This window comes from Acidovorax sp. LjRoot118, from assembly GCF_964253575.1.
Classification (GTDB): Bacteria; Pseudomonadota; Gammaproteobacteria; order Burkholderiales; family Burkholderiaceae_C; genus Acidovorax.
On the sequence record NZ_CAXURB020000001.1, the window covers coordinates 1,226,742 to 1,253,001 of the forward strand.

At 68.9% G+C, this 26,260-nt stretch carries 18 protein-coding genes and 1 other RNA gene; 14 read left to right on the forward strand and 5 right to left on the reverse strand.

Annotated features, from left to right (window positions below; all coding sequences use genetic code 11):
• The first annotated feature begins 18 nt into the window (after positions 1-18).
• Genes ACSQ9E_RS05725 through ACSQ9E_RS05735 form a run of 3 tightly spaced genes read left to right on the forward strand, consistent with a single transcriptional unit; the run spans position 19 to position 7,515 of the window.
• Positions 19-2,565 (forward strand): PD-(D/E)XK nuclease family protein, encoded by a 2,547-nt coding sequence (locus ACSQ9E_RS05725; RefSeq protein ID WP_436217134.1) that lies wholly within the window; start codon positions 19-21, stop codon positions 2,563-2,565.
• Positions 2,562-6,110: a UvrD-helicase domain-containing protein gene (locus tag ACSQ9E_RS05730; protein ID WP_436217135.1), complete on the forward strand. Its 3,549-nt coding sequence runs from the start codon at positions 2,562-2,564 to the stop codon at positions 6,108-6,110. Before ACSQ9E_RS05725 ends, ACSQ9E_RS05730 begins: the two co-directional genes overlap by 4 nt.
• 40 nt (positions 6,111-6,150) lie before the next feature.
• Positions 6,151-7,515 carry a TIGR03862 family flavoprotein gene (locus tag ACSQ9E_RS05735; RefSeq protein ID WP_436217136.1) on the forward strand — a complete coding sequence of 455 codons (1,365 nt, stop codon included), beginning with the start codon at positions 6,151-6,153 and terminating at the stop codon, positions 7,513-7,515.
• 51 nt (positions 7,516-7,566) lie between these two features.
• Here the strand turns inward: ACSQ9E_RS05735 and ACSQ9E_RS05740 are convergent, their stop codons facing one another.
• Together ACSQ9E_RS05740 and ffs are read right to left on the reverse strand one after the other, a co-directional pair.
• On the reverse strand, positions 7,567-8,316 hold the full coding sequence (locus ACSQ9E_RS05740; RefSeq protein WP_436217137.1) for a hypothetical protein: 750 nt from the start codon (positions 8,314-8,316) through the stop codon (positions 7,567-7,569).
• A 245-nt stretch (positions 8,317-8,561) separates the two neighbouring features.
• An RNA gene (ffs, locus tag ACSQ9E_RS05745) (signal recognition particle sRNA small type) lies at positions 8,562-8,658 on the reverse strand.
• Between the two features lie 388 nt (positions 8,659-9,046).
• Here ffs and dnaX point away from each other — a divergent pair.
• The 6 genes from dnaX (at position 9,047) to ACSQ9E_RS05775 (ending at position 14,489) form a co-directional block, all read left to right on the forward strand.
• A complete protein-coding gene (gene dnaX, locus ACSQ9E_RS05750) occupies positions 9,047-11,095 on the forward strand; it encodes a DNA polymerase III subunit gamma/tau (protein ID WP_436217138.1) in 2,049 nt (682 codons plus the stop codon).
• 87 nt (positions 11,096-11,182) lie between these two features.
• The gene (locus ACSQ9E_RS05755; RefSeq protein ID WP_007847962.1) at positions 11,183-11,515 is read left to right on the forward strand and encodes a YbaB/EbfC family nucleoid-associated protein; all 333 of its coding nucleotides are present in this window, start codon (positions 11,183-11,185) and stop codon (positions 11,513-11,515) included.
• 226 nt (positions 11,516-11,741) lie between these two features.
• Positions 11,742-12,338: a recombination mediator RecR gene (recR, locus tag ACSQ9E_RS05760; RefSeq protein ID WP_427999906.1), complete on the forward strand. Its 597-nt coding sequence runs from the start codon at positions 11,742-11,744 to the stop codon at positions 12,336-12,338.
• A gap of 103 nt (positions 12,339-12,441) precedes the next feature.
• Positions 12,442-12,867, forward strand: a complete 426-nt coding sequence (locus ACSQ9E_RS05765; RefSeq protein ID WP_057205690.1) for an MAPEG family protein — start codon at positions 12,442-12,444, stop codon at positions 12,865-12,867.
• Positions 12,868-13,054: 187 nt separating this feature from the next.
• Positions 13,055-14,107: an ABC transporter substrate-binding protein gene (locus ACSQ9E_RS05770; RefSeq protein ID WP_427999907.1), complete on the forward strand. Its 1,053-nt coding sequence runs from the start codon at positions 13,055-13,057 to the stop codon at positions 14,105-14,107.
• A gap of 229 nt (positions 14,108-14,336) precedes the next feature.
• Complete coding sequence (locus ACSQ9E_RS05775) at positions 14,337-14,489, forward strand: DUF3096 domain-containing protein (RefSeq protein WP_082604393.1); 153 nt, start codon at positions 14,337-14,339, stop codon at positions 14,487-14,489.
• A 158-nt stretch (positions 14,490-14,647) separates the two neighbouring features.
• Here the strand turns inward: ACSQ9E_RS05775 and ACSQ9E_RS05780 are convergent, their stop codons facing one another.
• Both ACSQ9E_RS05780 and gloB read right to left on the reverse strand, forming a co-directional pair.
• Positions 14,648-16,219 carry a transglycosylase SLT domain-containing protein gene (locus ACSQ9E_RS05780; protein WP_057205692.1) on the reverse strand — a complete coding sequence of 524 codons (1,572 nt, stop codon included), beginning with the start codon at positions 16,217-16,219 and terminating at the stop codon, positions 14,648-14,650.
• Positions 16,216-16,992 (reverse strand): hydroxyacylglutathione hydrolase, encoded by a 777-nt coding sequence (gloB, locus tag ACSQ9E_RS05785; protein ID WP_057205694.1) that lies wholly within the window; start codon positions 16,990-16,992, stop codon positions 16,216-16,218. Before gloB ends, ACSQ9E_RS05780 begins: the two co-directional genes overlap by 4 nt.
• Here gloB and ACSQ9E_RS05790 point away from each other — a divergent pair.
• From ACSQ9E_RS05790 to ACSQ9E_RS05805, 4 genes are all read left to right on the forward strand, one after another.
• The gene (locus ACSQ9E_RS05790; protein WP_436217139.1) at positions 16,991-17,818 is read left to right on the forward strand and encodes a class I SAM-dependent methyltransferase; all 828 of its coding nucleotides are present in this window, start codon (positions 16,991-16,993) and stop codon (positions 17,816-17,818) included. The genes gloB and ACSQ9E_RS05790 overlap by 2 nt on opposite strands.
• A 34-nt stretch (positions 17,819-17,852) precedes the next feature.
• Positions 17,853-18,302 carry a ribonuclease HI gene (gene rnhA, locus ACSQ9E_RS05795; RefSeq protein ID WP_427999908.1) on the forward strand — a complete coding sequence of 150 codons (450 nt, stop codon included), beginning with the start codon at positions 17,853-17,855 and terminating at the stop codon, positions 18,300-18,302.
• A gap of 143 nt (positions 18,303-18,445) precedes the next feature.
• On the forward strand, positions 18,446-19,861 hold the full coding sequence (locus ACSQ9E_RS05800; RefSeq protein ID WP_436217140.1) for an efflux RND transporter periplasmic adaptor subunit: 1,416 nt from the start codon (positions 18,446-18,448) through the stop codon (positions 19,859-19,861).
• A 43-nt stretch (positions 19,862-19,904) separates the two neighbouring features.
• Positions 19,905-23,054 carry an efflux RND transporter permease subunit gene (locus ACSQ9E_RS05805; protein ID WP_436217141.1) on the forward strand — a complete coding sequence of 1,050 codons (3,150 nt, stop codon included), beginning with the start codon at positions 19,905-19,907 and terminating at the stop codon, positions 23,052-23,054.
• A gap of 12 nt (positions 23,055-23,066) precedes the next feature.
• On the opposite strand, the gene ACSQ9E_RS05810 is transcribed toward ACSQ9E_RS05805, so the two are convergent.
• Positions 23,067-24,479, reverse strand: a complete 1,413-nt coding sequence (locus ACSQ9E_RS05810; protein ID WP_436179176.1) for a sigma-54 interaction domain-containing protein — start codon at positions 24,477-24,479, stop codon at positions 23,067-23,069.
• A 155-nt stretch (positions 24,480-24,634) separates the two neighbouring features.
• Between ACSQ9E_RS05810 and ACSQ9E_RS05815 the strand changes: the two genes are divergently transcribed.
• Positions 24,635-26,254: an AMP-binding protein gene (locus ACSQ9E_RS05815; protein ID WP_436217142.1), complete on the forward strand. Its 1,620-nt coding sequence runs from the start codon at positions 24,635-24,637 to the stop codon at positions 26,252-26,254.
• Positions 26,255-26,260: the final 6 nt, after the last annotated feature.

Here is a 26,260-nt window from a genome sequence, read left to right on the forward strand (position 1 = left end):
GCCGGGCCCTCCGATGCTATGACTGTCATAGCTAAAACCGATCAGGCGGCGCCTTGCTGGGCGCGGGTGCTGGGCGAGGTCGCCCGGCACCTCGCCCAGCACGGCGCGCACCCGGCCCGCACCGTGGTGCTGGTTCCCTATGCGCAGCTCATGCCCTGGGGCCAGCGCCTGTGGGCGCGCCGGCACCCGGACAGCTTCGTGCCGCGCTTCGAAACCACTCGCAACTGGGCCCACCAGCTCGCGGTTTTCGTGCCAGAGGGGCAGGACCTGGCGGGCGACGTGGCGCGCGACACGCTCACCGCGCGCACATTGCTGGACCAGGCCGGCCTGTCGGCCCAGCGCGACGTGCTGGCCACGCCGCTGCAGGAGGCCGCCGCCCAACTGGCCCTGGCCGTGGCGGCCGTACCGCCCGCACAGCGCGATGCCTGGGGAGTGCAGGCGCGCAGCCTGCTGCCGCCGGCGGACGAAGGCAGCGCGCTGCGCTTCGAGGCCGTGGTGGCGCGCATTGCGCTTGAATGGGCGCTGGCCTCGCGTTACGCGACGGATGTGCTGTTCGAGCCTGGCGTGCGGGCCGCCACCGATGCGCTGGTGGTGTTCGAAGGTTTCCAGGCCGAGCCCATGGCGGCCGCGCTGCTGGCCCACTGGGGCGAGCGAGCGCTGCTGCTGCCCCTGTATGCGCCCGAAGGGGATGGCGCGGTGCAAGGGCAGATCGCCCTGCATGCCGCAACGGATGCCGAGGACGAAGCGCAGTGCGCCGCCGCCTGCGTTCTGGCGCACCTGGCCGCCGGCCGCGTGCCCGTGGTGCTGGCCGCGACCGACCGGGCGCTGACCCGCCGCGTGCGCGCCCACCTGGGCAGCAGCGGCGTGGACGTGCGCGACGAGAGCGGCTGGACGCTGTCGACCACGCGCGCGGCCGCGCAGCTCATGGCCGCCTTGAAAGCCTGCGCCTGGGATGCCGACGCCGACGCCGTGCTTGCCTGGCTCAAGCAGGTGCCGGCGTGGGAGGCAGGCACCCTCAACCCGCTGGAAAAAGCACTGCGCAAGGCATCGCTGGCGCGCTGGGGTGCAGTGGCCGAGCGCGACTGGAGCACCCACCCGGCACTGGCCGCGACCGTGGCGCAGACCGAGGCCTGGCGCGCCGGCCTGCGTGCGGCGCGCCCGCTGGTGCAGTGGCTTGCCGCCCTGCGCGGCCTGCTCGAAGCCACGGGTCAGTGGGCCGTGCTTGAGGCCGATGAGGCGGGCGAGCGCGTGCTTGCCGTGTTGCGCCTGCCCGAGGGCCTGCAGGCCGAACTCGAAGCCTGGGACGGCGTGGGCCGGCGCATGGCGCTGGCCGAGTTCACCCGCTGGGCCGACGAGGTGCTGGAGGCCGCGCGCTTCGTGCCGCCGCCGCCGCCCGGCGCGCCGGTCGTGATCCTGCCGCTGCCGCAACTGCTGGCCCGGCCCTTTGCCGCGCTGGTGTTGCCGGGCTGCGATGAAAAGCGCCTGCAGCCTGCCCCGGAGCCGCCGGGCGAATGGACGCAGGCCCAGCGCGAGGCCTGGGGCCTGCCCACCCGCGATTCGCTGGAGGCCGCGCAACGCCTGGCCTGGCGCAGCGCGCTGCAGACCCCCGTGGTGGACGTGCTGTGGCGCACGGGCGACGAGGGCGGCGAGCCCCTGCTGGCCAGTGCCCTGGTGCTGGCGCTGCACCTCGACGGCGCAGCACACGCGGGCGAGGACCTGCGCCTTGCGCGCAGCGTGGCCAGTGCGCCCACGGCCCGGCCGCTGCCCAGCGGCCAGGCATTGCCGGTGCACAAGCTGTCGTCCACCGCGTATTCGGACCTGCGCCATTGCCCCTACCGCTTCTTCGCGCTGCGCCAGCTGGGCCTGCAGGATGCGGAGGAGCTGGGCAGCGAAGTGGACAAGCGCGATTTCGGCAACTGGCTGCACGAGGTGCTGCAGCATTTTCACGAAGGCCTGTTGCAGGCACCGCTCGATGCGGGCCCTGGGCGCACGCACCGGCTCGACGAATCGGCCCAGGCCGTCACGGCGCGCCAGGGTCTCACAGGTGGCGACTTTCTGCCCTTTGCTGCGGGTTGGCCGCAGGTGCGCGATGGCTACCTGCGCTGGCTGGCACAGCACGAGCAGCTGGGCGCGGGCTTTCGCCAGGCCGAGCTCAGGACCACGCAGCCTTTGGGGGGCATGGAGCTCGTGGGCACCATTGACCGCATCGATGGGGTGTCGGGTGCCGGCGAGGTGACCACCCTGGTGATCGACTACAAGACCGAGAGCGACTCCGTCACGCGCCAGCGCATCGGTGCCGGGGCTGAAGACACACAGCTGGCCTTCTACGCCGCGCTGCTGAGCCACGACACCCTGCGCGCCGCCTATGTGAACGTGGGCGAGCGTGGCGAGACGCAGATGCACGAGCAGGAGGAGGTGGTGGCCCTGCGCGACCTGCTGGTGGAGGGCATACAGCACGACTTCGAACGCATCGCCGCAGGCGACCCTATGCCCGCACTGGGCGAGGGCATGGTGTGCGAGTACTGCGCGGCGCGCGGCCTGTGCCGCAAGGATTTCTGGGCATGACGAATCTTGGAATGAAGGGCGCCGCCTACGAACACAACGGCCAGGGCGTTTCGCGCGAGGCCTTCTATGCCATTGCCTGCGACCCGGCGCGCAGCGTGGCGGTCGAGGCCTGTGCCGGTGCGGGCAAGACCTGGATGCTGGTCTCGCGCATGCTGCGCGCGCTGCTCGACGGCGCCGCGCCGCACGAGATCCTGGCCATCACCTTCACCAAGAAGGCCGCGGGCGAAATGCGCCAGCGCCTGCAGGAATGGCTGGAGCAGTTCGCCGATGCACCGCTGGACCAGCTCACGGGGGAACTGGTGGCCCGTGGCATCCGCCCCGAGCGGGCCCTGGAGCAGCGCGAGGCGCTGAGCGGGCTGTACCGGCAGGTCCTGGCCAGCGGCCGGCCGGTGCAGATCCGCACCTTCCACAGCTGGTTTGCCGCGCTGCTGGGCACGGCGCCGCTGGCGCTGCTGCAGGCGCAGGGCCTGCCCGCCAATTTCGAGCTGCTGGAGGACGATGCCGAGGCCGTGCGCGAGGTGTGGCAGCCCTTTTTGCACGCGGTGGATAGCCACGCCGGCCTGCGCGCCGACTACGAGGCGGCGGTGTTCCGCCACGGGCGTTCGCAGACGCACAAGGCGCTCGCGGCAGCCTTGTCCAAGCGCGTGGAATTCGATCTGGCCGACGAGGCCGGTGTGGTCGATGCCTCGGTGCCCCCGTTCACGGAGCACTGCCCCGAGCTGGCCGGCATGGACAACCCTGCCGATGCGCTGCGCGGCGACCTCGTGCGCCGCCGCTGGCTCGACCGGGCCCAGGCCCTGGGGGTGGAGTCTGCCAAAACGCCGCAGAAGGCGGCCGATGCCATCGTCGATGCCTTTGCCTGCGATGACCTGGACCTGCGCCTGGACCTGCTGCGCAAGGCCCTGTTCGTGGCCAAGGAAGACCGGCTGTCGAAAAACCTGGAGAAATTCGCCACCGCGCAGGAGGCCGAGCCCGAGCTGCAGCGCCTGCTGCTGGCGCGCCGCCAGCATGACGCCTGGCTGCACCAGCAGCGCATGGCGCGGCTGGCGCGTTGCCTGATCAAAGAGTTCGCCGCCGTCAAGAACCAGCATGGCTGGGTGGACATGAACGACGTGGAGCGCACGGCCCTGGTGATGCTCGCCGACCCTGTGCTCAGCGGCTGGGTACAGGAGCGGCTCGATGCACGCATACGCCACCTGCTGGTCGATGAGTTCCAGGACACCAACCCGCTGCAGTGGCAGGCGCTGCACGCCTGGCTCTCGGGCTACGCGGGCTCGGGCGGCGGTTCCGCCGCGCCCAGCGTGTTCATCGTGGGCGACCCCAAGCAGAGCATCTACCGCTTTCGCCGGGCCGAGCCGCAGGTGTTCCTGGCGGCGCAGGCCTTCGTGCGCAACGGCCTCTCGGGCGACCTGCTCAGCTGCGACCACACGCGCCGCAACGCCACGGGTGTGATCGCCGCCGTGAACGATGCCCTGGGCACGGCGCAGGCGCAGGGCGAGACCCGTGGTTTTCGCAAGCACACGACCGAATCGACCGACCCCGGCGAACTGCTGCGCCTGCCGGCCATCGAGCCTCTGGAAACCAGTGGCTCTGCGGGCGGCGGCCTTTTGGCCTGGCGCGACAGCCTGACCGAGCCGCGCCACGAGGCCGAGGAAACCCAGCGCATGCGCGAATGCGAGCAGGCCGCGCGCTGGGTCGCGCAGCAGATCGCCCAGGGCGTGCCGCCCAGGGAGGTGCTGGTGCTGGCGCGCAAGCGCGATCGCCTCGCCTCCATGCAGGACGCGCTGCGTGCCCTGCACCTGCCCTGCGTGCAGCCCGAAAAGGCCGACCTGTTCGACGCGCCCGAGGTGCAGGACATGGTGGCCCTGCTCGATGCCCTGGTCTCCACCGGGCACGACCTGTCGCTGGCGCGCGCGCTCAGGTCGCCGCTGTTCGGGTTGGGTGACGATGCGCTGGTGGCGCTGGCCCTGCTGCGCCGCCAGCCAGAGCATGCCGGCCTGAGCTGGTTCGAACTGCTGCAGCGGCCTGAACTGGTGGATGCCACGCCGGCCGCAGCCGCCGGCCCCGTGCTTGCGCAGTACAAGGGCTGGGTGGACAGCTTGCCCCCGCACGATGCGCTGCACGCCATTTATGCCCATGGCGACGTGCTGGCCCGCTTTGCGGCGGCGGCGCCGGCCACCCAGCGCGCAGCGGTGCAGGCCAACCTGCGCGCGCTGCTGGCCGCCGCGCTGCAGCACGATGGCGGGCGCTACCTCACGCCCTATGCCTTCGTGCGCGCCATGAAGAAGGGCGGCGTGCGTGCGCCCGGCCGGGTGGATGCGCAGGCCATCCGCCTGCTCACGGTGCACGGCGCCAAGGGGCTGGAGGCGCAGTGCGTGCTGCTGCTCGACACCGACACCCGACCCCAGAAAGCCGAGACCATGGGCGTGCTGGTGGACTGGCCTGGCGAGCAGCCGGTGCCCACGGGCTTTGTCTTCCTGGCCAGCGAATCGAGCCCGCCGCCCAGCGCGGTCGATGCCCTCGCCGTGGAGCAGCAGGCGCGCCAGCGCGAAGAACTCAACATGCTCTACGTGGCCATGACGCGGGCCAAGCACTGCCTGGCCCTGTCGTCCGTGCAGCCCGCCAGCGCATCCCTTGGCAGCTGGTGGAACCGCCTGGCCACGCTGGTGGACGATGCCGTCTTGCCAGAGGAGGAAGGGGTCGATGCCCTGGCAGTGGCGGCCGGCGGCGAAGCGGCTGCCCACTTTGTGGTGCCTGAGTTGCCCGTGCTGCCGCCCGAACTGGGGCAGGGCCGCAAGGGTGAGTCGGGTGCGGGCCTCGTCGAGGGGTTCGGCACGGCCCAAGGCGCCGCCAGCCCCGGCGCCTTGGCGCCTGCGCAGTCCACCCCCGAATCCCGCCTGGGCGACGCCATGCACCAGTTGCTGGAGCAGGCCGGCGTGGCGGGCATGCCGCTGGCCGGTCTGCGCACCCACGGCTGGCCGCCGGCGCGCCTGGCCCGCCTGGCGCAGGACCACGAGATCACCGCTGCCGCCGCCGCGCGCGCCGCGCAACTGGCCCAGCGCATCCTGGCGGGCGAGGGCGCCTGGGCCTGGAACCCTGCCGAGATGGACAGCGCCATGAACGAGGCCCCCCTCAACCACCAGGGCCAGAGCCTGCGGCTCGACCGGCTGGTGCGTCGGCCGGTGGGGCACCAAGGCCCAGGCCCTGCGCCGGGATGGTGGGTGCTCGACTACAAGAGCGCCGCCCAGCCCGAGCGCCAGCCCGGCCTGATGGCGCAACTGCAGCGCTACCGCGAGGCCGTGCGTGCGCTGATGCCAGGCGAGCCCGTGCACGCGGCCTTCCTGACCGGGGACGGGCGCATGGTGGTGCTGCCCTCGGATTCCGGCGCAGTGGATGGGGCGGCCGCCGTGGGGCATACTCTCGCCCCCGCTGTGCCCGTGGCCATGGCCCCGGCAGCCCCCGCTTCTTCTCCTTCTTCTTTGTCCCGAAAGCCGCGCCCGGCACCGCCCGGCACGGACGATTCCCCGCAGGGCTCGCTGTTCTGATCCCCGCTGTTGTTCTCCCGATTTCCGAAAGCCCCTCACCATGAATGCAAGCACCCCCATCGCGCAGGACGCTGCCACCCCTGGCCTGGCCTGTGACGTCGCCATCGTCGGCGGCGGCCCGGCGGGCCTCATGGCGGCCGAGGTGCTCGCGCAGGCCGGTGTGGCCGTGCACCTGTTCGATGCCATGCCCTCGGTGGGCCGCAAGTTTCTCTTGGCGGGCAAGGGTGGGCTCAACCTCACGCACTCCGAGCCGCACGAGAGCTTTGCCACCCGCTTTGTGGGCCGCGAGAAGCAGGTCGAGCCGCTGATCACCGCCTTCGGCGGGCCGGCGGTGCGCGACTGGGCGCAGGGCCTGGGTGTGGAAACCTTCGTCGGCACCTCGGGTCGGGTCTTCCCGGCCGACATGAAGGCCGCGCCGCTGCTGCGCGCCTGGCTGCAGCGCCTGCGCAGCCAGGGCGTGCAGTTCCATATGCGCCACCGCTGGCTGGGTTGGGCCAATGAGGGGCAGGGCGGTGCACTGCGCTTTGCCACGCCCGCTGGCGAGCTGGCCGTGACCGCGCGCGCCACCGTGCTGGCCCTGGGCGGCGGCAGCTGGGCGCGCCTGGGGTCCGATGGCGCCTGGGTGCCGCTGCTGGCTGCACGCGGCGTGGCCGTTGCGCCGCTGCGCCCGGCCAACTGCGGTTTCGACGTGGTGCGTGGCGATGTGCCCGCTGGCGAGACGCGGCGTGATTTCTTTCGCGAGCTGATCGGCCGCGCGCCCACGCCCGCCGTGGGCTGGACACCGCACTTCACCGAGCGCTTCGGCGGCCAGCCGTTCAAGACCGTGGCCATCGGCTTCATCGACAGCGAAGGGCGCAGCTTCAGCCGCCGAGGCGAGTTCGTGGCCACCGCCACGGGCGTGGAGGGCAGCCTGGTCTACGCTGTCTCGCAGCTGCTGCGCGATGAGATCGAGGCCCATGGCCACGCCACCTTCCACCTCGACCTGCTGCCTGACCACACGCCCGAGCGCGTGCTGGTGGAGGTGCGCCACCCGCGCGGCTCACGCTCGCTGTCCAGCCACCTCAAAAGCCGCCTGGGGCTCGATGGCATCAAGGCCGGCATCCTCTACGAGCACCTGGGCAAGGACGGCATGGCCGACCCCGTGGCACTGGCCCATGCCATCAAGGCGCTGCCCGTGACGGTGGTGGCCACCCGGCCGCTGGACGAAGCCATCAGCACCGCCGGTGGCGTCGCTTTCGAGGCACTTGACGGCGACCTCATGGCCACCCGCGCGCCGGGTGTGTTCTGCGCCGGCGAAATGCTGGATTGGGAGGCTCCGACGGGTGGCTACCTGCTTACGGCCAGCATGGCCAGCGGCGTACGGGCGGGACAGGGTGTGCTGAAGTTCCTGCGCGCTGGCGCTTGAAGGGCTTGCCAGGGAGCACAGGGCCCGGCGCCACTGCACAGATGCAGGTTCTCAGAATCTGGACCGGTAATACAGCATCGGCCCGCCCTTCCTGGCGCGCAGCAGCAGGCGCGATCCGCCCTGCAATTGCACGCCGACCGCGCCGAATTCGGGCACGAGGCCCCGGGTCTTTGACGATTCCCATTGCATTTCGAGGCGCGTGCCATACAGGGGTTGCTGCGCGTCCCGGATCATGGTCAATGCATCGGATGAAGGCGCCAGCTGCGAAGTCCGTGCCCAGGCCGATACGTCGAACTGTGGCCCGCTCTCACGCTGCGAACGCCAGCGCACGCCGAAGTCCACGCTTGCAGGGTTGGGTGCATCCGATGCCAGCGGCACGGCACCGGCCGCCGGCGCGCTCATGCCCAATGAAAGCCCGAACTTGCCGTACGACTCGCGTGTGATGAGCCAGCCAGTGAGGTCGATGGACTGGGTGCTGTTGAACTGGTAGCCCGGGCTGCCTGGCAGCGCATTGATGCGTGCCGAATAGTCGCCAAAGTCCGGCAGCACCACGCTGTTGATCTCATAGAACGAGGAGGGCCTGGTGGTCTTTTCGCGCAGGCTGACCATGGCTTCGTCGGCGAAGTTCACTCCCGCCGCCGTGGCCACCCCGGTGGTGAGCCACAACAGGCCTGCGGTGCAGAGATCCCTGCTTCTGCGGTGGACCACATGCCCTGTTGCCATTGCAATGGCATAGCCATCGGGATGCCCGGTTGCTTGGCTGCGGGCGGTGAATACTTGCACGGTCATGGCGGTAGACATGGCAGCACCCGATAGAAAAAAGATGGACTAGGCGATGCTGCAAAGTGTGCGCCTCTCCATCGGCGAGGGGAAGCTCCGAATGCCGCGAAACTGTGTCGGACATCACCGACAAGGTCTGCGCGCCTGTTCAAAAGAACCTTGGGCGGGACCTCAGGAGGGATGGCAATCGGTTGTGGCGCGTCGCGCGCCAATGCGTGCGCGACCAAGAAGGCATTTTTGCGCAGGGCGCAAAAAAGAAGGAAGAAGTTGACGAGCCTTACCCCCGGCACTGACTCCACAGTTAGGGCTGCTTGGTTCCCCACCTGACCCGTTTGGCCGCTTTACCATGCGGGGAGGCCCGTCACTGGCTATTGTAGCGGGTGCGCGGCAGGTGGCCGGCTTCGATGGCCAGTTTGTCCTTGCCGCGACGGGTTATTTGGATGCTCGTGCCACACGGCGCTGCCAAGCAATGAAGGTTGGGGCCCCACCAGCCCCCAGATGGTGACGCCGATGCATGGCACAGATGGCAATCCCTGCAAGGCCATGGACATTGCCCGGCCTACCCCGGACACACCGGCACCCAGGGCATCGCGAACAGTCGCCCCCTTGCTCTGCAGCACCATCGACAGCAGGGCCTCCCCAGATCCGTTTTCCCCGGGTTGCCAGCGGCGCCTTTTGGGGGGGTGAAAGCCGTCTCCGGTGGTGGCGAGCGCTGTGCAGGGGCATCCGCAGACCCCCTTAGAATCAAGCCATGTCCTATCTCGTGCTCGCCCGCAAGTACCGCCCCCGCAATTTCACCGAAATGGTGGGGCAGGAGCACGTGGTACAGGCGCTCACCAATGCGCTCACCCAGCAGCGCCTGCACCATGCCTACCTGTTCACGGGCACGCGGGGGGTGGGCAAGACCACGGTGTCGCGCATCCTGGCCAAGTCGCTCAACTGCCAGGGGCCGGACGGCACGGGCGGCATCACCGCCACGCCCTGCGGCGTGTGCCAGGCCTGCACCGACATCGACAGCGGCCGTTTCGTGGACTACACCGAGCTCGACGCTGCCTCCAACCGCGGCGTGGACGAGGTGCAGAGCCTGCTCGAACAGGCCGTGTACAAGCCGGTGCAGGGGCGCTTCAAGGTCTTCATGATCGACGAAGTGCACATGCTCACCAACACGGCGTTCAACGCCATGCTCAAGACGCTGGAGGAGCCGCCCGAGTACCTGAAGTTCGTGCTCGCCACGACCGACCCGCAGAAGGTGCCGGTCACCGTGCTCAGCCGCTGCCTGCAGTTCAACCTGCGCCCCATGGCGCCCGAGACGGTGCTCAGCCACCTGACCCAGGTGCTCGCCGCCGAGAACGTGCCCGCCGAGCCCCAGGCGCTGCGCCTGCTCTCGCGCGCCGCGCGCGGCTCCATGCGCGACGCGCTTTCGCTCACCGACCAGGCGATTGCCTTCGGCAGCGGCCAGTTGCAGGAATCCGGCGTGCGCCAGATGCTGGGCGCGGTGGACCGCTCCTACGTGTTCCGCCTCATCGAAGCCCTGGCTTTGGGCGACGGCAAGACGGTGGTGGAAACCGCCGATGTGCTGCGCCTGAACGGCCTGTCTGCCGCCTCCACGCTCGAAGAGATGAGCGCCGTGCTGCAGCGCATGGCCGTGTTCCAGGCCGTGCCGCAGATGGTGGTTGCCGTCGATGCCGACGACCCCGAGGCCGCCGAGACCGCCCGCCTGTCGGCTGCCATGCCGCCTGATGAGACGCAACTGCTGTACAGCATGTGCCTGCACGGCCGCAGCGAGCTGGGCCTGGCGCCCGACGAATACGCAGCCCTGACCATGGTGCTGCTGCGCCTGTTGGCCTTCAAACCCCCGGCCGGCGACGGCCCGGCGGAAAAAAAAACTCTGACGCGGCCTGAACCGGCGGCTTCGGCCCCTGTTCACGCCCCGGTTGCTGCACCTTTGCCGGCGGCTCCGGCTCCGGCTCCGGCTCCGGCTCCGGCTCCGGCTCCGGCCCCGGTCGTGGCTGTCGTGCAGCCACCCGCGGTGGTTGCCACTGCCCCTGTCCCGGTGGCCGCCGCCGCCCATGTCGCCGCTCCGTTGGCCGCAGAGCCTGCGGCTGCCAAGGTCGTCGCTGCACCGGAGGTTCCCGTGCCCGCACCTGCGCCCGTGGCCGCGGCGCCCCAGTCCACGCCATTGCCGGTGCGCACGCTCGACGATTTCGACCGGCAGCACGGCGGGTCTGGCGATGAGCGCGATGGCGGCGAGCACGCCAGGTCATCGTCACCCGCCACGGCCGTGGCCGAGCGCCCGGCGGCCGACGTGATGTCCATCCCCGTGCGCAGCATGTCCGCAGAGCCTGGCGTGCGCCTGCAGCCCACGGCGCATTCGCCTTCGGCGGCATCGCTGCCTGCCTCGGCCCGCTATACGCCGACCGAAGAGGGCGAGGTCTGGTACACCACCGTACAGTCCCTGGTGGCCGCCGAAGTGATCACCGCGCTGGTGCGCGAGCTGGCGCTGCAGTCGCAGCTGGTGGCACGTGATGGTGGCCACTGGCTGCTGCGCGTGGAGCGCGAGTCGCTCAACCAGCCCACGGCGCGCGAGCGCCTGCGCGCCGCGCTGGAAAATGCCGGCCATGCCACCCAGATCACCGTCGAGGTGGGCGTGGTGATCGACAGCCCCGCGCGCCGCAACGCCGCTGCCGCTGCCGAGCGCCAGCGCGTGGCCGAAGAGATCGTGATGAACGACCCCTATGTGCAGACGCTGCTGCGCGACCATGGCGCGAAAATCGTGCCGGGCAGCATCAAGCCTGCGTGAGGCGTTTGCAGCAACCGATGCCGACAGATCGATAGACAGACAACCTCCAACCTCCAACCTACAACCTCCAACCCAAGGACCACCACCATGTTCAACAAAGGACAACTCGCCGGCCTGATGAAGCAAGCCCAGGCCATGCAGGACAACCTGAAGAAGGCGCAGGACGAACTGGCCTTCATCGAGGTCGAGGGCGAATCCGGCGCCGGCCTCGTGAAGGTGCTCATGACCTGCAAGCACGACGTCAAGCGCATCACCATCGATCCGAGCCTGCTGGCCGAAGACAAGGACATGCTCGAAGACCTGGTGGCGGCTGCATTCAATGCGGCGGTGCGCAAGGCGGAGGAGACTTCCAGTGAGAAGATGGGCAAGCTCACGGCCGGAATGCCAGGCCTCCCCGGCGGCATGAAACTCCCTTTCTAAGTTAGCTGGCTACCGAGCGGGCAATCTGCGTCGTTGGGCGGTGCTCGGAATCCTCACGTACTTCAAGTACGTTCCGGTTCCTGTGCTCCGTCCGCCTAGCAGCTTATCCCGCTCGCTACGCCTGTCAGGGCGGGGTGTGAAGCCGGGGGGCGGCGCGTTGCTCGCTTCGCTTGCTTGCGCCTGGGCATTTTTTTGAAACCGGCTTTTCGCTGCGTACACTGGGCCTATGGCTTCTTCTTCCACGAACTCCCTTGATGTTTTGATCCAGGCGCTCAAGCGGCTGCCGGGGGTGGGGGTGAAGTCGGCTTCGCGCATGGCGTTCCATCTGCTGCAGCATGACCGCGAGGGGGCGCAGGCCTTGTCACGGGCGCTGCACGATGCGGCTGTGTCGGTTCACCACTGCAGCCGCTGCCATACCTTCACCGAGGCCGATGTGTGCAGCACCTGCCTGGACCCGGAGCGCGATGCCACGCGGCTGTGCGTGGTGGAGACGCCTGCGGACCAGTCGGCGCTGGAGCGCACGGGGGCCTTCAAGGGGCTGTACTTCGTGCTGATGGGGCGGCTCAGTCCGCTCGACGGCATCGGCCCCAAGGAGATCGGCCTGCACAAGCTCATGGACCGGGCCAGCGACGGCACGGTGCAGGAGGTGATCCTGGCGACCAATTTCAATGCCGAGGGCGAGGCGACCGCGCATGTGATCAGCGAGGCGCTCAAGGCCCGGGGCCTGCACGTCACGCGGCTGGCTCGCGGCGTGCCGGTGGGCAGCGAGCTGGAATACGTGGACCTGGGCACCATCGCCCATGCGCTCGTGGACCGGCGCTGAAGTGGCTTGGGTGCAGGGCCGCTTAGAATCCGTGCCCTCCTATCGATTCAATGGCTTTCCAGTCAAGGCTGGCAGGCAATAGCAAGAAGAAAGTGCAACAAGAATGAACTCCTCCATGCACATGGCCCGGTTCACGGCGGCCTACTGGTGTGTGCTGGTGGCTGCGCTGCTGCCCATGGTGTGCTCCTACCTGGCCAAGAGCGGGGGGCTGGGAAAATCGCGCGGGCAGGGCGGTTTCGACAACAGCGACCCACGGGCCTGGCTGGCCCGGCAGACAGGCTGGCAGGCACGCGCCAATGCAGCGCAGACCAACAGCTTCGAGGCGCTGCCGTTCTTCATCGGCGCGGTGATCATTGCGCACCAGCTCGGCGCAGGCCAGACACTGCTGGACCTGGCAGCCCTGCTGTGGGTGTTTCTGCGCATTTTTTACATCATGATGTATGTGGCGGACATGCCCACCGTGCGCAGTGCGCTGTGGTCGGGTGCCTTGCTCGTCAACATCGGCATCCTGTTCATGGGATACCGCTGATCGCCAGGGCTGGCGGGCGTTTTCCGCCTGCGGCCGGGCCCTCGCGGCCCACATTTTGGCCCCTCGCGGGGCCCAATCCACTGTCACCTACGTATTAGTCCTCAGGGGTAGTCCCTGATGCCTGCCGGGCTATGCTGAGGCACGATTGTTGCAGTGCAACAATGGCCTCTTCGCCTTTCATTTTTCCATGCCCAGTGCCTTGCTCAGCCGCCGCGCTTTTGGTGCCGTATCCGCCCTCTCGGCGGCTGCGGTGTTTGCGCCAGCCGTGCTGTCGCAACAGGCCGCCGCGCCGGGGTTGGGTCGCGTCACGGTGGCTGTCGGGGGGCAAAGCGTGCTTTACCACCTGCCGCTGGCGTTGGCCGATCTGCTGGGCTATTTTGAGAGCGAAGGGCTGCAGGTGGTGGTCTCCGACTTTGCCGGTGGCGCCATGGCACTGCAGGCCGTGTTGCAAGGGGCGGCCGACGTGGGGTCGGGGGCTTACGAATACACCATCCGCCAGCAGGTGCGTGGCAGCTACCTGCGCGCCATGGCAGTGCATGGCCGCGCGCCGCAGATCGCCATGGGCGTTTCGCGCAAGGCCTTGCCGCGCTACGAGGCACTCCCTGACCTCGCGGGCCGGCGCATCGGTGTCTCGGCCCTGGGGTCGTCCACGCACCTCATGGCCATCCACCTGCTGGCGCGCGCCGGCATGCGCGAGCGCGACGTGACCTTCGTGGGGGTGGGCTCGGGCGCGCCGGCCGTGGCGGCGCTGCGCACGGGCCAGGTGCAGGCGCTGTGCCATGCAGATCCCATCATGACGCTGCTGGAGCAGAAGATGGACGTGCACATCGTGGGCGACATGCGCACCCTGAAGGGCTCACAGGAGCTGTTTGGCGGCAACATGCCGGCCGGTTGCCTGTATGCGCCCCAGGCCTTCGTGCAAAAGCAGGCGGCCCAGGTGCAGGCGCTGACCAATGGCATCGTGCATGCGCTCAAGTGGCTGCAGACGGCCGCGCCGGCCGACCTGATCAAGGTGGTACCGCCCAGTTACCTGCTGGGCGACCGCGGGCTGTACCTGGCCGCCTTCAGCCGTGTGCGCGAGACCTTCTCGCCCAACGGCCTGATGCCCGACGACGGGCCCGCCACCGCGCTGCGCGTGCTGGGCCGCACCGGCCCCGAGGTGGCCGACGTGAAGGTCGACCTGGCCCGCACCTTCAGCAACGAGTGGGTGCGCAAGGCGCGGCAGAAGTACAACGTCTGATACGGATTTGCCTTCAACCGTCTAACTTCGTTGGTCCGCCTTGCCGTGCTACAGCACTGTCTGCGGCTTCCCGCCTAGTTATACGATTGAATGCAAATCCGTATGAGACTGCCTGCGCATCAAGCGCCTTCTGCGCTTTCGGGACGGGAAGATGGCTTACATTGGCCGGCATCCGGTTTGCCGTAGGCTCGGCACACCAACTTCCTACCTACCCACCAAGGATTTCTCCATGGCATTCTCCCTCAGCATCGGCCCGCTCGTCTCCCTGATCGCGGGCATCCTCATCCTCGTCATGCCGCGCCTGCTCAGCACTATCGTGGCCATCTACCTCATCGTCATGGGCGTACTGGGACTGATGGGCATGCATTCCCTCAAGCTCTGAGGGGGGTGAGCCGCTGAGAAAACCTCCCTGGCGTCGTTGCTCCGTCTTGCCGTACTTTCAGTACTGTCTGCGACGGAGCGCCTAGCCAGGAAGCTTTTTCAGCAGCTCTTGAGAGTGGGGTCTGAGCTGCTGCTCAAAGCGCAGTAGACCCTTGGGGCTCAACGCTTCTTGACCTTCGATGGCGTGCCGCCGCGCTTGGCGGGGGCTGAGGCCGGGGCCTTGGCTGCGCTTTGCTTGCCGCGGGCCTGGACCACGTTGCGCACGTTCGAGGATCGCACCTGGGTGGCAGCTGCCACCGCGGCGCGCACCGGCAGGTAGACCACGATCTGCTGGCCCAGCTTGAAGGCGGCGCTGGCCTTGACGTCGTTCCAGTCGGCCACGTTGCTGGTGCTCAGGTTGTAGCGCTTGGCCACGCTGGCCACGGTTTCGCCCTTGCGGGCGCGCACCGTGGTGCGGCGGGTGACGATTTCGGGGGCGAATGCCAGTTGGCCGTTGTCCGCCAGGTGCGATGAGACGTCCTCGCGCGTGGTCACCGAGCGCGGCACCATCAGTGCCGAGCCGGCCTTGATCAGCATGCGCGGCGGGATGTTGTTCATGGCGCGCAGGTCGGCCTCGCTCATGCCGGTGCGTTGGGCGGCGTCGGCCACCGTCATGGTGGTGGGCACGGACCATACCGTCCAGCTGGCGTACTGGCCTTCGCGGCGCGCTTCCAGGTTGCGCTGGAAGACCTTGGCATTGTCCCAGGGCAACAGGATCTGGGGTGTGCCGGCCGCCAGGATCACGGGGCGCTTGTACGAGGGGTTGAGCGCGCGGAAATCGTCCTCGCGGATGCCCGAGAGCGTGGCCACCAGCGCCACGTCGATGTCGTGGGTGATGTCCACCGTCTGGAAGTAGGGGTGGTTCTCGATCAGCGGCAGCTCGGCCTTGAAGGCATCGGGGTTGGCCACGATGTTCTTCACCGCCTGCAGCTTGGGCACATACAGCCGGGTCTCGGCCGGCATGTTCAGGTCGGTGTAACTGGTGCCCAGGCCCGCCTTCTGGTTGCGCGCAATGGCGCGGCCCACGCTGCCCTCGCCCCAGTTGTAGGCGGCCAGGGCCAGGTGCCAGTCGCCGAACATGCCGTGCAGCTTCTGCAGGTAGTCGAGCGCCGCGCGGGTCGATGCCAGCACGTCGCGCCGGTCATCGCGAAAGGCGTTCTGCTTGAGGTCGAAATAGTTGCCCGTGGCCGGCATGAACTGCCACATGCCCGCCGCCTTGGCGCTCGACACCGCCTGCGGGTTGAACGCGCTCTCGATGTAGGGCAGCAGCGCCAGCTCGGTCGGCATACCCCGGCGTTCCAGTTCTTCGACGATGTGGAACAGGTACTTGCTCGAGCGCTCCGTCATGCGCTGGATGTAGTCGGGCCGCGTGGCATACCACTGCTCGCGGTCCTGCACCAGCTCGTGCTGCAGGTCGGGCATGGCAAAGCCGCGCCGTATGCGGTCCCACAGGTCGGCCGGGGCCGAGAGCGATGCCACGCCGCCGCCGTTGAAGGTGTTCACCGCCATGATGGGCTGCAGCGGCCCGTTCGGGATGAGCGGCGTGTGCGCGGGGCGCGCAGGCGCCTTGTTGTTGGTGGGGGTGGCAGGGCCGTCGGACGCGCCGCCCGCCACGGTGGTGTCGGTTCCGGTGGTGGCGCAGCCGGTCAGCCAGAGCATGCCGGCCAGGCACGCGATGTGCACAATTTTCATCGAAACTCGTTTTTCCATTGGCGCAGTGCCGCCAGGACGGCCACTGCGTCGTGTTGATCTGCCTGCAGGTCGAACCGCTGTGCTGCTTCGCGCACCTCGGCTTCGCGCACGCGCAGGAAGGGGTTGATACCGCGCTCTTGCGCAATGTTCGATGGCAGGGTGGGCAGGCCTTGCGCCCGCTGTGCTTCGCACCAGCCGAGGTAGTGGACCAGATCCTGGTTGCCGGGTTCCACGGCACGCGCGAATTTAAGGTTCGAGAGTGTGTATTCGTGCGCACAACACACCCTGGTGTTGCCGGGCAGGGCCGCCAGCTGGTCGAGCGAGTCGAGCATCTGCGCCGGTGTGCCCTCGAACAGGCGCCCGCAACCGCCCGAAAACAGCGTGTCGCCGCAGAACAGTACCGGCGTGCCCCCCATGTCCGCACCGTAGTAGGCGATGTGCCCGGCCGTGTGGCCCGGCACGTCCAGCACCGTGAAGTGCAGGCCGGCCACGTCCACCTTGTCGCCAGCGGCCAGGCGCACCAGCGGCTCGGGGACTTTCTCGCGGGCCGGGCCGTAAACGGTGGCACCCGTGGCCTCGCGCAGCACGTCCACCCCGCCGACGTGATCGTTGTGGTGGTGCGTGACTAGAATGGCCTGCAATCGCAGTCCCAGGTCGTGCAAAGCCTTCTGTACCGGTGCGGGATCTCCCGGGTCGACCACAATGGCCTGGCGTGCGTCGTGCAGCATCCAGATGTAGTTGTCGGCAAAGGCGGGCAGCGGTAGCAGGTTCATGAGCGATCAAATTATAGGTTTGCACCACTGGTTCGATTCCCCGCCCGGCCGTTACCTGCTGGCCTGGGAGCAAGCCCGCCTGGATGAGGCGGTTGCGGACCTCTTCGGCTACCACGCCGTGCAGCTGGGTATGCCCCTGCTGGACGGCCTGCGTGCCAACCGCATGCCGTACCAATGGCTGGCGCTGGGGCAGGAGGCCGTGGGCGAGGGTGGCCTGGCCGCCGAGCCCGGCCTGCGCGAGGATGGTACGCCCCGCCAGGCCATCGCGCTGCTGGCTGAGCCGGTGGCCCTGCCATTTGCCGAGGCCAGCCTCGACCTGGTGGTGCTGCCCCACACGCTGGAGCTGAGCATCGACCCCCACGCCGCCCTGCGCGAGGTGGCGCGCGTGCTCGTGCCCGAAGGGCGCGTGGTCATCAGCGGCCTGAACCCCATGAGCCTGTGGGGCCTGCGCCAGCGGCGTGCGCGGCTGTACGGCCGCTTTGGCCGCGGCTCGCTCTACCTGCCCGACGTGGGCGAGTTCATCGGCTACCGCCGCCTGCGCGACTGGTTGCGGTTGTTGAGCTTCGAGGTCGAATCGGCCCAGTTTGGCTGTTATTGTCCTGCGGTGCGCAGCAGCCAGTGGATCGAGCGCTTTGGCTGGCTGGACCCGCTGGGCGAGAAGTGGTGGCCGATTTTCGGCGCCGGGTACTTTCTGGTGGCCGTCAAGCGCGTGCACGGCATGCGCCTGCTGGAGCCCGCGTGGCGCACCGCGCGCCAGCGCAACGCAGCCGCCGTGCCCGTGGCGCACCGCACCCCCTCGCCACCGGGCGCTACGCACCGGCGCTGATGACCATGAACATGAAGAAGAACAGGAATCCATTTTGAACGAGGTCGTGATTTACACCGACGGTGCCTGCAAGGGCAACCCCGGCCCTGGTGGCTGGGGCGTGCTGCTGCGCGCAGGCACATCGGAGAAGGAGCTGTTTGGCGGCGAGCTGGGCACTACCAACAACCGCATGGAGCTGCTGGCCGTGATCGAGGCGCTTGCTGCCCTCAAGCGCCCCTGCGCCGTCACCCTGTACCTGGACAGCGAGTACGTGCGCAAGGGCATCACCGAGTGGATCCACGGCTGGAAGGCCCGCGGCTGGCGCACCGCCAGCAAGGCCCCGGTGAAGAACGTGGAGCTGTGGCAGCGCCTGGACGCCCTGGTCGCCAGCGGCGGGCACCGCATCGACTGGCGCTGGGTCAAGGGCCACTCGGGCGACCCCGGCAACGAGCGCGCCGACCAACTGGCCAACAAGGGCGTGGACAAGGCGCTGGGCCGCAGCTGAGACCACGCGGAAGACTGGGGCGGCGGTTGACTGTCTCCAATCCCCCACCCCTGAAGTAGCCGGGGGCTGCAGGTTTGGATACACACTGATACATTGGCAGATTGCCCGCGCCCGGGCTTCACCGATCTCACTGCTGCTGATCCATGGCGTCCAAAACCCGTTACATCGTTGTTGCTGTCGTCGGCATCGCTGCCGCATCGGGGGCCGCATGGTGGCTTCAGCGCCATGCCGCGCCGCCCAAGACGGACAGCGCGTCTGCACCTGCGGGGGGCAATGGCCCCTCGGCTGGCGCGCGGGGGCCGGGCGGGCAGGGCGGCGCGGGCCGGGTGGTGGCGGTGGAGGCCGCGCCCGTGCGCCAGATGGCGCTGCGCGACGATGCCGAGGCCGTGGGCAGCCTGCGCTCGCGCCGCAGCGTGGTGCTGCGCCCCGAGGTCAGCGGGCGCATCACCCAGCTCAATTTCACCGACGGCCAGCGCGTGCGCCAGGGCCAGGTGCTGGTGCAGTTTGACGACCAGTTGCCCCGAGCCCAGGTGCAGCAAAGCCAGGCCGAGCTGTCCATCGCCCAGGCCAACCACAAGCGCAACCAGGAGCTGGTGGCGCAGGGCTTCATCAGCCAGCGCTCGGTCGACGAGAGCGCCGCCAACCTCGAAGTCGCCCAGGCCAAGCTCTCGCTGTCGCAGGCCACGGCCTCGCGGCTGCGCATCCTGGCGCCGTTCGACGGCATTGCCGGCATCCGCGGCGTGAACGTGGGCGACTACCTCAAGGACGGCGCCGACATCGTCAACGTGGAAGACCTGGACGCGGTGTACGTGGACTTCCGCCTGCCCGAGCGCCTGCAGGGCAAGGTGCGCACCGGCCAGACGGCGCGCGTGGTGTTCGACGCGCTGCCCGGCGTGCGTTACGCCGCCGTGGTCCAGGCCATCAACCCGCAGATCGACGCCGATGGCCGTGCCGTGGCCGTGCGTGGCTGCATCGACAACCGCCGCCTGCAGTTGCGCCCCGGCATGTTCGCGCGCGTGACCACGGTGTTCTCCGAACGTGCCAACGCCCGCGTGGTCCCTGAGGAGGCCATCGTGCCCGAGGGCAGTAACGCCTTCGTCTACAAGGTGATCGAAGGCAAGGAGCCCGGCACCCGCGTGGCCCAGCGCACCGCCGTGACGCTGGGGGCGCGCGCCCCTGGCCTGGTGGAGGTGGTGGACGGCCTGGCCGCCGACGACCTGGTCGTCACCGCAGGGCAGCAGCGTATCCAGCGCGACGGTACCGCCGTGCGCGTGGTGGTGCTGGGCCAGCCGGAGGCTGGCAAAGGCAAAGGCGCTGCCGCCGGGCCGGCACGCGCAACGTCGAGTGCGGCTTCGGAGGCTGCCCCCATGGCCGATGCGCCGGCGTCCGCCGCACTTTCCGTGGGCAAGCCCGCAACTGCGGCCCCCGTCACTGCACCGGCACCCGCTGCGGCGCCGGTCGCCGCCCTGGTGGAGCCACTGCCCGGCCCCAACCCCTGCCAGGTGGCAGGCACCTCTTCGGGCCGCTCGGCACCCATGGTGCCGGGCAAGCCCGCCTGAGCGGCCTGCAGCCCCCTTCACCGCACCCTGCTGACGTACTGCCATGCAACTCGCTGAACTCTCGATCCGCCGGCCGGTGCTGGCCACCGTGCTGTCGCTTTTGGTGTTGCTGGTCGGGGCGGTGAGCTTCACACGCCTGTCGGTGCGTGAATACCCCAAGATCGACGAGCCTGTGGTCACGGTCAGCGTGCGCTACGCGGGGGCCTCGGCCGAGGTGATCGAATCGCAGGTCACCAAGCCGCTCGAAGACTCGATCGCCGGCATCGACGCGGTGGACGTCATCACCTCCATCAGCCGCGCCGAGCAAAGCCAGATCAGCGTGCGCTTTCGCCTGGAGAAAGACGCCGACAACGCCGCTGCCGAGGTGCGCGACCGCACCGCCCGCGTGCGCAACCGCTTGCCTGACGCGGTGGACGAGCCCGTGATCGCCAAGGTCGAGGCCGACGCCTCGCCCGTGATGTGGCTGGCCTTCAGCAGCGACACGCGCACGCCGCTGGAGATCAACGACCTGCTCAACCGCATCGTCAAGCCGCGCCTGCAGACCGTGACCGGCGTGGCCGACGTGCCCATCTACGGCGAGCGCCGCTACGCCATGCGTGTGTGGCTGGACCCCGAGCGCATGGCCGGCTACCGCCTGACCACGCAGGACGTGGAAGACGCCATCCGCCGCAACAACCTGGAGCTGCCCGCCGGCCGCATCGAGTCGCAGCAGCGCGAGTTCAGCGTCACCTCGCAGACCGACCTGGCCAGCCCGGCGCAGTTCGCAAGCGTGGTGATCCGCACCGTCAACGGCTTTCCGGTGCGCATCCGCGACGTGGCGCGGGTGGAGGAGGGCGCCGCCAGCGACCGCAGCCGCGTGCGTCTGAATGGGCGCGAGGCCATCTCCCTGGGCGTGATCCGCCAGGCCACGGCCAACCCGCTGGAGCTGTCGGCCGGCGTGCGCGCCATGCTGCCCACGCTCAAGGCCGACCTGCCGCCGGACATCGCCATCGACATCGCCAACGACAACTCGCTGTTCATCGACCGCTCGGTGAAGAGCGTCTACACCACCATCATCGAAGCCATCGTGCTGGTGGCGCTGGTGATCTTCGTCTTCCTTCGCACGGCGCGCGCTTCCATCATCCCCATCGTCACCATCCCGGTGAGCCTGGTCGGCAGCTTTGCGTTGATGTCGCTGGCCGGCTTTTCGATCAACACCCTCACCTTGCTGGCGCTGGTGCTGGCCATCGGCCTGGTGGTGGACGATGCCATCGTGATGCTGGAGAACATCTACCGGCACATCGAGGAGGGGCTCGATCCGTTCTCGGCCGCCATCAAGGGCGCGCGCGAAATCGGCTTTGCCATCGTCGCCATGACGCTGACCCTGGTGGCCGTGTATGCGCCGCTGGCCTTCACGCCTGGCCGCACGGGCCGGCTGTTTGTCGAGTTCGCGCTGGCGCTGGCCGGTGCCGTGGTGGTCTCGGGCTTCGTGGCGCTCACGCTGTCGCCCATGATGTGCTCGCTGCTGCTCAAGCACAACCCCACGCCCAACTGGTTCGACCGCTCCATGGAGCGCTGGCTCACGGCCCTCTCGGACGCCTATGGCCGCCTGCTGCGCTGGATCGTCACCGCGCGCTGGGGTGGCCTGAAGGGTGGCGTGCGCGGCCTGCTGTTCCAGGCACGCTGGCTGGTGATCCTGGCCATGGCGGTCAGCGGCGCCGCGCTGGTGCTGGTCTACCCCGGCATGCGCCAGGAGCTCTCGCCGCTGGAAGACCGCGGCACCATCCTGGTCAACGTCACCGCGCCCGATGGCGCCACGCTCGACTACACCAACCGCTATGCGCTGGAGCTCGAAAAGGTGGGCCGTGACTACCCCGAGTTCGACCGCATCTTCGCCAACATCGGCAACCCCACGGTGGCGCAGGGCAGCGTGATCTACCGCACGGTGGACTGGGAGAACCGCTCGCGCAGCACGCTCAACATGGTGCGCGAGCTGCAGCCCAAGGTGGTCGGCCTGCCAGGCGTCAACGCCTTTTTGATCACGCCGCCTTCGCTGGGCCAGCCGTTTCGCGCGCGCCCGCTCACCTACGTGATCCAGACCTCGGACAGCTACGAGAACCTCAACGCCGTGGCCAATGCCATGATGGCCGAGATCGCCAAGAACCCCGGCATCGTCTCCCCCGATGTGGACCTGCGCCTGAACAAGCCCGAGCTGCGCATCGCCGTCAACCGCGACCGCGCCGCCGACCTGGGCGTGAGCGTGGACGTGGTGGCCAAGGCCATCGAAACCATGCTGGGCGGGCGCACCGTCACGCGCTACAAGCGCGACTCCGAGCAGTACGACGTGATCGTGCAGACCCAGGCCAGCGGCCGCACCACGCCCGAGAACATCGACAGCATCTACGTGCGCGGCCGCAACGACGCGATGATCCCGCTCTCCAGCCTGGTCAACGTCAAGGAGAGTGTGAGCCCGCGCGAGCTCAACCACTTCGGCCAGCGCCGCTCGGCCACCATCACCGCCAACCTGTCGCCCGAGTATTCGCTGGGCGAGGCCCTGACCTTCATGGACAGCACGGCCGCCAAGGTGCTCAAGCCCGGCTACACCACCGACCTCAACGGCACTTCGCGCGAGTTCCGCAGCTCGCAGGGGGCCCTGGGCATCGTCTTCCTGCTGGCGCTGGTGTTCATCTTCCTGGTGCTGGCCGCGCAGTTCGAGAGCTTCATCGACCCGTTGGTGATCATGGTCTCGGTGCCGCTGTCCATGATCGGCGCGTTGCTGGCGCTCAAGTGGAGCGGGGGCTCGCTCAACGTGTACTCGCAGATCGGGCTGATCACGCTGGTGGGGCTGATCACCAAGCACGGGATTTTGATCGTGGAGTTCACCAACCAGCTGCGCGAGCAGGGCCTGGAGATGGTGGATGCGCTCGTCAAGGCCTCGGCCCAGCGCCTGCGCCCCATCCTCATGACCACGGGCGCCATGGTGCTCGGCGCCATCCCCCTGGCCCTGGCCTCGGGCGCCGGTGCCGAAACGCGCTCGCAGATCGGCTGGGTGATCGTGGGCGGCATGTCGCTGGGCACGCTGCTCACCATCTTCGTCGTGCCCACCATGTACACCCTGTTCGCCCGCAAGGCGGTGCCCGGCGCCAACACGGCCGTGGCGGCCGAAGAGCCTGTTGAGCCGCTGCACACCCCGCACGATTACGTGGCGAAGTAGACCGGGCGCTGACTACGACAGCGGCCGCTCCAGTGGGATGCCGTGCAAGCGCAGCTTGGCATACAGCGTGGGCTTGGCAATGCCCAGGGCCTGGGCCGCACGGGTCACGTTGAAGCGGTGGGCCTTGAGCGCGTGCACGATGGTCTCGCGCTCCGCCGCGCGCAGGCTGCGCACCTCGGTGTTGGGGCCTGGATCCGCAGGGGTCTGCGCGACCGGTGGCGCCGGCACCAGGCCCAGCACGCTGGCATCGAGCGTGCCGCCCTCGCTCAGGTTCACCAGCCGCTCCATCGCGTTCTCCAGCTCGCGCACATTGCCCGGCCAGGGGTGCTGCAGCAGCGCGGCCAGCACGGCGGGTGGCAGCGCATGCACGGGCTTGCCCAGCGCCGCGCCGTAGCGCGCCAGGAAATGTGTGGCCAGCAGCGCCACGTCGGCCGGGCGCTCGCGCAGCGGGGGCAGGGTCAGCGCAATCACATGGCAGCGGTAGTACAGGTCTTCGCGAAACTCCTTGCGCGCCACCATGGCATGCAGGTCGCGGTTGCTGGCCGTGACCACGCGCGCATCCACGCGCACGGCGCGCGTGCTGCCCAGGCGCACCACCTCGCGCTCTTGCAGCACACGCAAGAGCTTGGCCTGCACGTCGAGCGGCAACTCCGACACCTCGTCCAGAAAAATCGTGCCGCCACTGGCCGCCTCGAACTTGCCCGGCCGCCCCTCGCGCTGCGCCCCGGTGAAGGCACCCGGCGCATGGCCGAACAGCTCGCTTTCGATCAGGTCGCGCGGCAGTGCCGCGCAGTTCACCGCGATGAAGGGGCCCTCGCGCCGCGCACTCGCGTTGTGAATCGCCTGGGCCAGCACCTCCTTGCCCGTGCCGCTCTCGCCGCACAGCAGCACGTTGGCCTGGCCGGCCGCCGCCTTGCGCGCCGCGGCGATGGTGGCCCGCAGCGCCGGGCTCTGCCCGATCATGCTGTCGAAAGTATGGCGCGCCTGGCTGCCCGCCATCCGGTCCGCCAGGCGGTGCACGCCACTGATCTCGCGAAAGGTGTTGACCACCGACAGCACGCGCCCGTCCGCCGCCTTCACGGGCACCGCCGTGTCCAGCACATGCAGCTGAAAGCGGGGGGTGGAGATCACGCGCTCGCGGTCGGTGTAGCCCTCACCCGTCAGGAACACCTGCTCCACCATGGTGTCGAAGTCCAGCAGCGAGCCCAGCGTGCGCCCCTGTGCCAGGTGGCGCGGCAGCCGCAGTTGGCGCGCCGCCTCGGCATTGAGGTGGCGCACCACGCCGCCGGGTTCCAGCACCATCAGCCCATAGGGCACATGGTTCACCAGGGTCTGCAGCTCTTCGATGAGTTGGCCCTGGCGTTCCAGCAGGTCGTCGGGGCTGGTGGCGGCAGGGACGGGGGCAGGCGGTCGCTTGGTGGGCATGGCGTTGCAATATGAAACGTTCAACTATTGAACGGTCGTTGCAAATCATATCGCTCGCCGCCACGTCGATGCGAGGCGCTTGCAGGCAAACCCAGGCTGCAGCGTGTGGCACGGAGCTTGCCCTGTGAGCAGGGCCTTTCTATCCTGCAACAGCCATGGTCAACGCCCCTTCCTCCGCTACCCACGATCCCTTCGCCCCATCGCTTGGCGCCGAGCTGCGCCGCGCGGCTGCTGAGGTGCCACACCAGCCCTTCATCCGCATGGCGTCGGGTGAATGGACCTACCGCCAGATCGACGAGGAGAGCGATCGCCTGGCAGCCGGCCTGCATGCCCAGGGCGTACGCGCGGGCCACCATGTCAGCCTCATGCTGCCCAACTGCATCGAGATGGCCGTGCTCTGGTTCGCCCTGACCAAGCTGGGCTCGGTGGCCGCGCCGGTCAACACCTCGTTTCGCGGCCCGGTGCTGGCCGATGCGGTCAACCTGGTGGAAAGCCGCATGGCGGTGGTGCACGCCACGCTGCATGCCCAGTGGGCCGAGGTGCAGGGCCAGCTGGCCACGGCCACCCAGGTCTTCGTGGTGGGGACCACCGATGGTGCCGGTGCCGCAGGCTGCCTACCCTACAGCCTGCTGCGCAGCGTGGAGCCCACAGAGCACACCCTGCCGCGCCCCGAAGTCGCTTTCGATGCACTGTGCCTGCTGCTCTACACCTCGGGCACCACGGGCCGATCCAAGGCGGCCATGATTGGGCATCGCTTCGTGCTCGCGCAGGCGCAGCTGTTCATAGAGGGGCTCGAGCTGCGCGCCGACGACGTGCTGTATTGCCCCTACCCGATGTTCCACCTGGATGCCACCGTCATGACCATCGTGCCCGCACTGCTGCTGCGCGGCGTGGCCGCCATCGGCGAGCGTTTCAGCGTATCGCGCTACTGGGACGAGGTGCGCGCCCTGCAGGCCACCGTGTTCGACTTCATGGGCGCCACGGTCACCATGCTGTGGAAGCAACCCCCCACCCAGCGCGACCGCGAGCATCGCGCCCGCCTGGGCTGGGGCGTGCCCCTGCCCGCGTTCGCCCCGCAGTTCGAAGAGCGCTTCGGCTGCCGCCTGGTGGAGCTGTACGGCTCCACCGAGGCCGGCGGCGTCATGTACCAGCCGCTGCACGCACCACGGCGCATGGGCTCGTGCGGCAAGGTGGCCGCCGGTGCCTTCACCACCCGGCTGGTGGACCCGCAGGGCTTTGCCGTGCCGCCCGGCCAGCCCGGCGAACTGCTCCTGCGCCCCGAGCAGCCGGGCCTGCTCATGCAGGGCTACTACGGCATGCCCGAGGCCACGCTCGCCGCCTTCAAGAACCTGTGGTTCCACACCGGCGACCTGCTGCGCCAGGACGAAGAGGGATACATGTACTTCGTCGGCCGCACCAAGGACATCGTGCGCCGCCGCGGTGAAAACATCTCCGCCGCCGAGGTCGAGATGGGGATCGAGACCCACCCCGACGTGCTCGAATGCGCCGTGTTCGGCGTGCCCAGCGACATGACCGAAGAGGAGGTCATGGCCTGCGTGGTGCTGCGCCCTGGTGTCAGCCTGGCCCCCGCTGCCCTGGACGCGCATTGCAGCCAGCACATGGCCCGCTTCATGGTGCCGCGCTACCTGCGCCTGCTGCCCGCCCTGCCCAAGACCCCCACCGACAAGGTCGAGAAATTCCGCCTGCAGGCCGAAGGCATTGCGCCGGGGACGTGGGACCGCGAAGCAGACTCCGTACGCTTACCTCATCCTTGACCCCAT

Coding starts and splice junctions, on each gene's coding strand:
- ACSQ9E_RS05725 (WP_436217134.1), top strand. CDS start 19: ATGACTGTCATAGCTAAAACCGATCAGGCGGCGCCTTGCTGGGCGCGG.
- ACSQ9E_RS05730 (WP_436217135.1), top strand. CDS start 2,562: ATGACGAATCTTGGAATGAAGGGCGCCGCCTACGAACACAACGGCCAG.
- ACSQ9E_RS05735 (WP_436217136.1), top strand. CDS start 6,151: ATGAATGCAAGCACCCCCATCGCGCAGGACGCTGCCACCCCTGGCCTG.
- ACSQ9E_RS05740 (WP_436217137.1), bottom strand. CDS start 8,316: ATGTCTACCGCCATGACCGTGCAAGTATTCACCGCCCGCAGCCAAGCA.
- dnaX (WP_436217138.1), top strand. CDS start 9,047: ATGTCCTATCTCGTGCTCGCCCGCAAGTACCGCCCCCGCAATTTCACC.
- ACSQ9E_RS05755 (WP_007847962.1), top strand. CDS start 11,183: ATGTTCAACAAAGGACAACTCGCCGGCCTGATGAAGCAAGCCCAGGCC.
- recR (WP_427999906.1), top strand. CDS start 11,742: ATGGCTTCTTCTTCCACGAACTCCCTTGATGTTTTGATCCAGGCGCTC.
- ACSQ9E_RS05765 (WP_057205690.1), top strand. CDS start 12,442: ATGAACTCCTCCATGCACATGGCCCGGTTCACGGCGGCCTACTGGTGT.
- ACSQ9E_RS05770 (WP_427999907.1), top strand. CDS start 13,055: ATGCCCAGTGCCTTGCTCAGCCGCCGCGCTTTTGGTGCCGTATCCGCC.
- ACSQ9E_RS05775 (WP_082604393.1), top strand. CDS start 14,337: ATGGCATTCTCCCTCAGCATCGGCCCGCTCGTCTCCCTGATCGCGGGC.
- ACSQ9E_RS05780 (WP_057205692.1), bottom strand. CDS start 16,219: ATGAAAATTGTGCACATCGCGTGCCTGGCCGGCATGCTCTGGCTGACC.
- ACSQ9E_RS05790 (WP_436217139.1), top strand. CDS start 16,991: ATGAGCGATCAAATTATAGGTTTGCACCACTGGTTCGATTCCCCGCCC.
- gloB (WP_057205694.1), bottom strand. CDS start 16,992: ATGAACCTGCTACCGCTGCCCGCCTTTGCCGACAACTACATCTGGATG.
- ACSQ9E_RS05800 (WP_436217140.1), top strand. CDS start 18,446: ATGGCGTCCAAAACCCGTTACATCGTTGTTGCTGTCGTCGGCATCGCT.
- ACSQ9E_RS05805 (WP_436217141.1), top strand. CDS start 19,905: ATGCAACTCGCTGAACTCTCGATCCGCCGGCCGGTGCTGGCCACCGTG.
- ACSQ9E_RS05810 (WP_436179176.1), bottom strand. CDS start 24,479: ATGCCCACCAAGCGACCGCCTGCCCCCGTCCCTGCCGCCACCAGCCCC.
- ACSQ9E_RS05815 (WP_436217142.1), top strand. CDS start 24,635: ATGGTCAACGCCCCTTCCTCCGCTACCCACGATCCCTTCGCCCCATCG.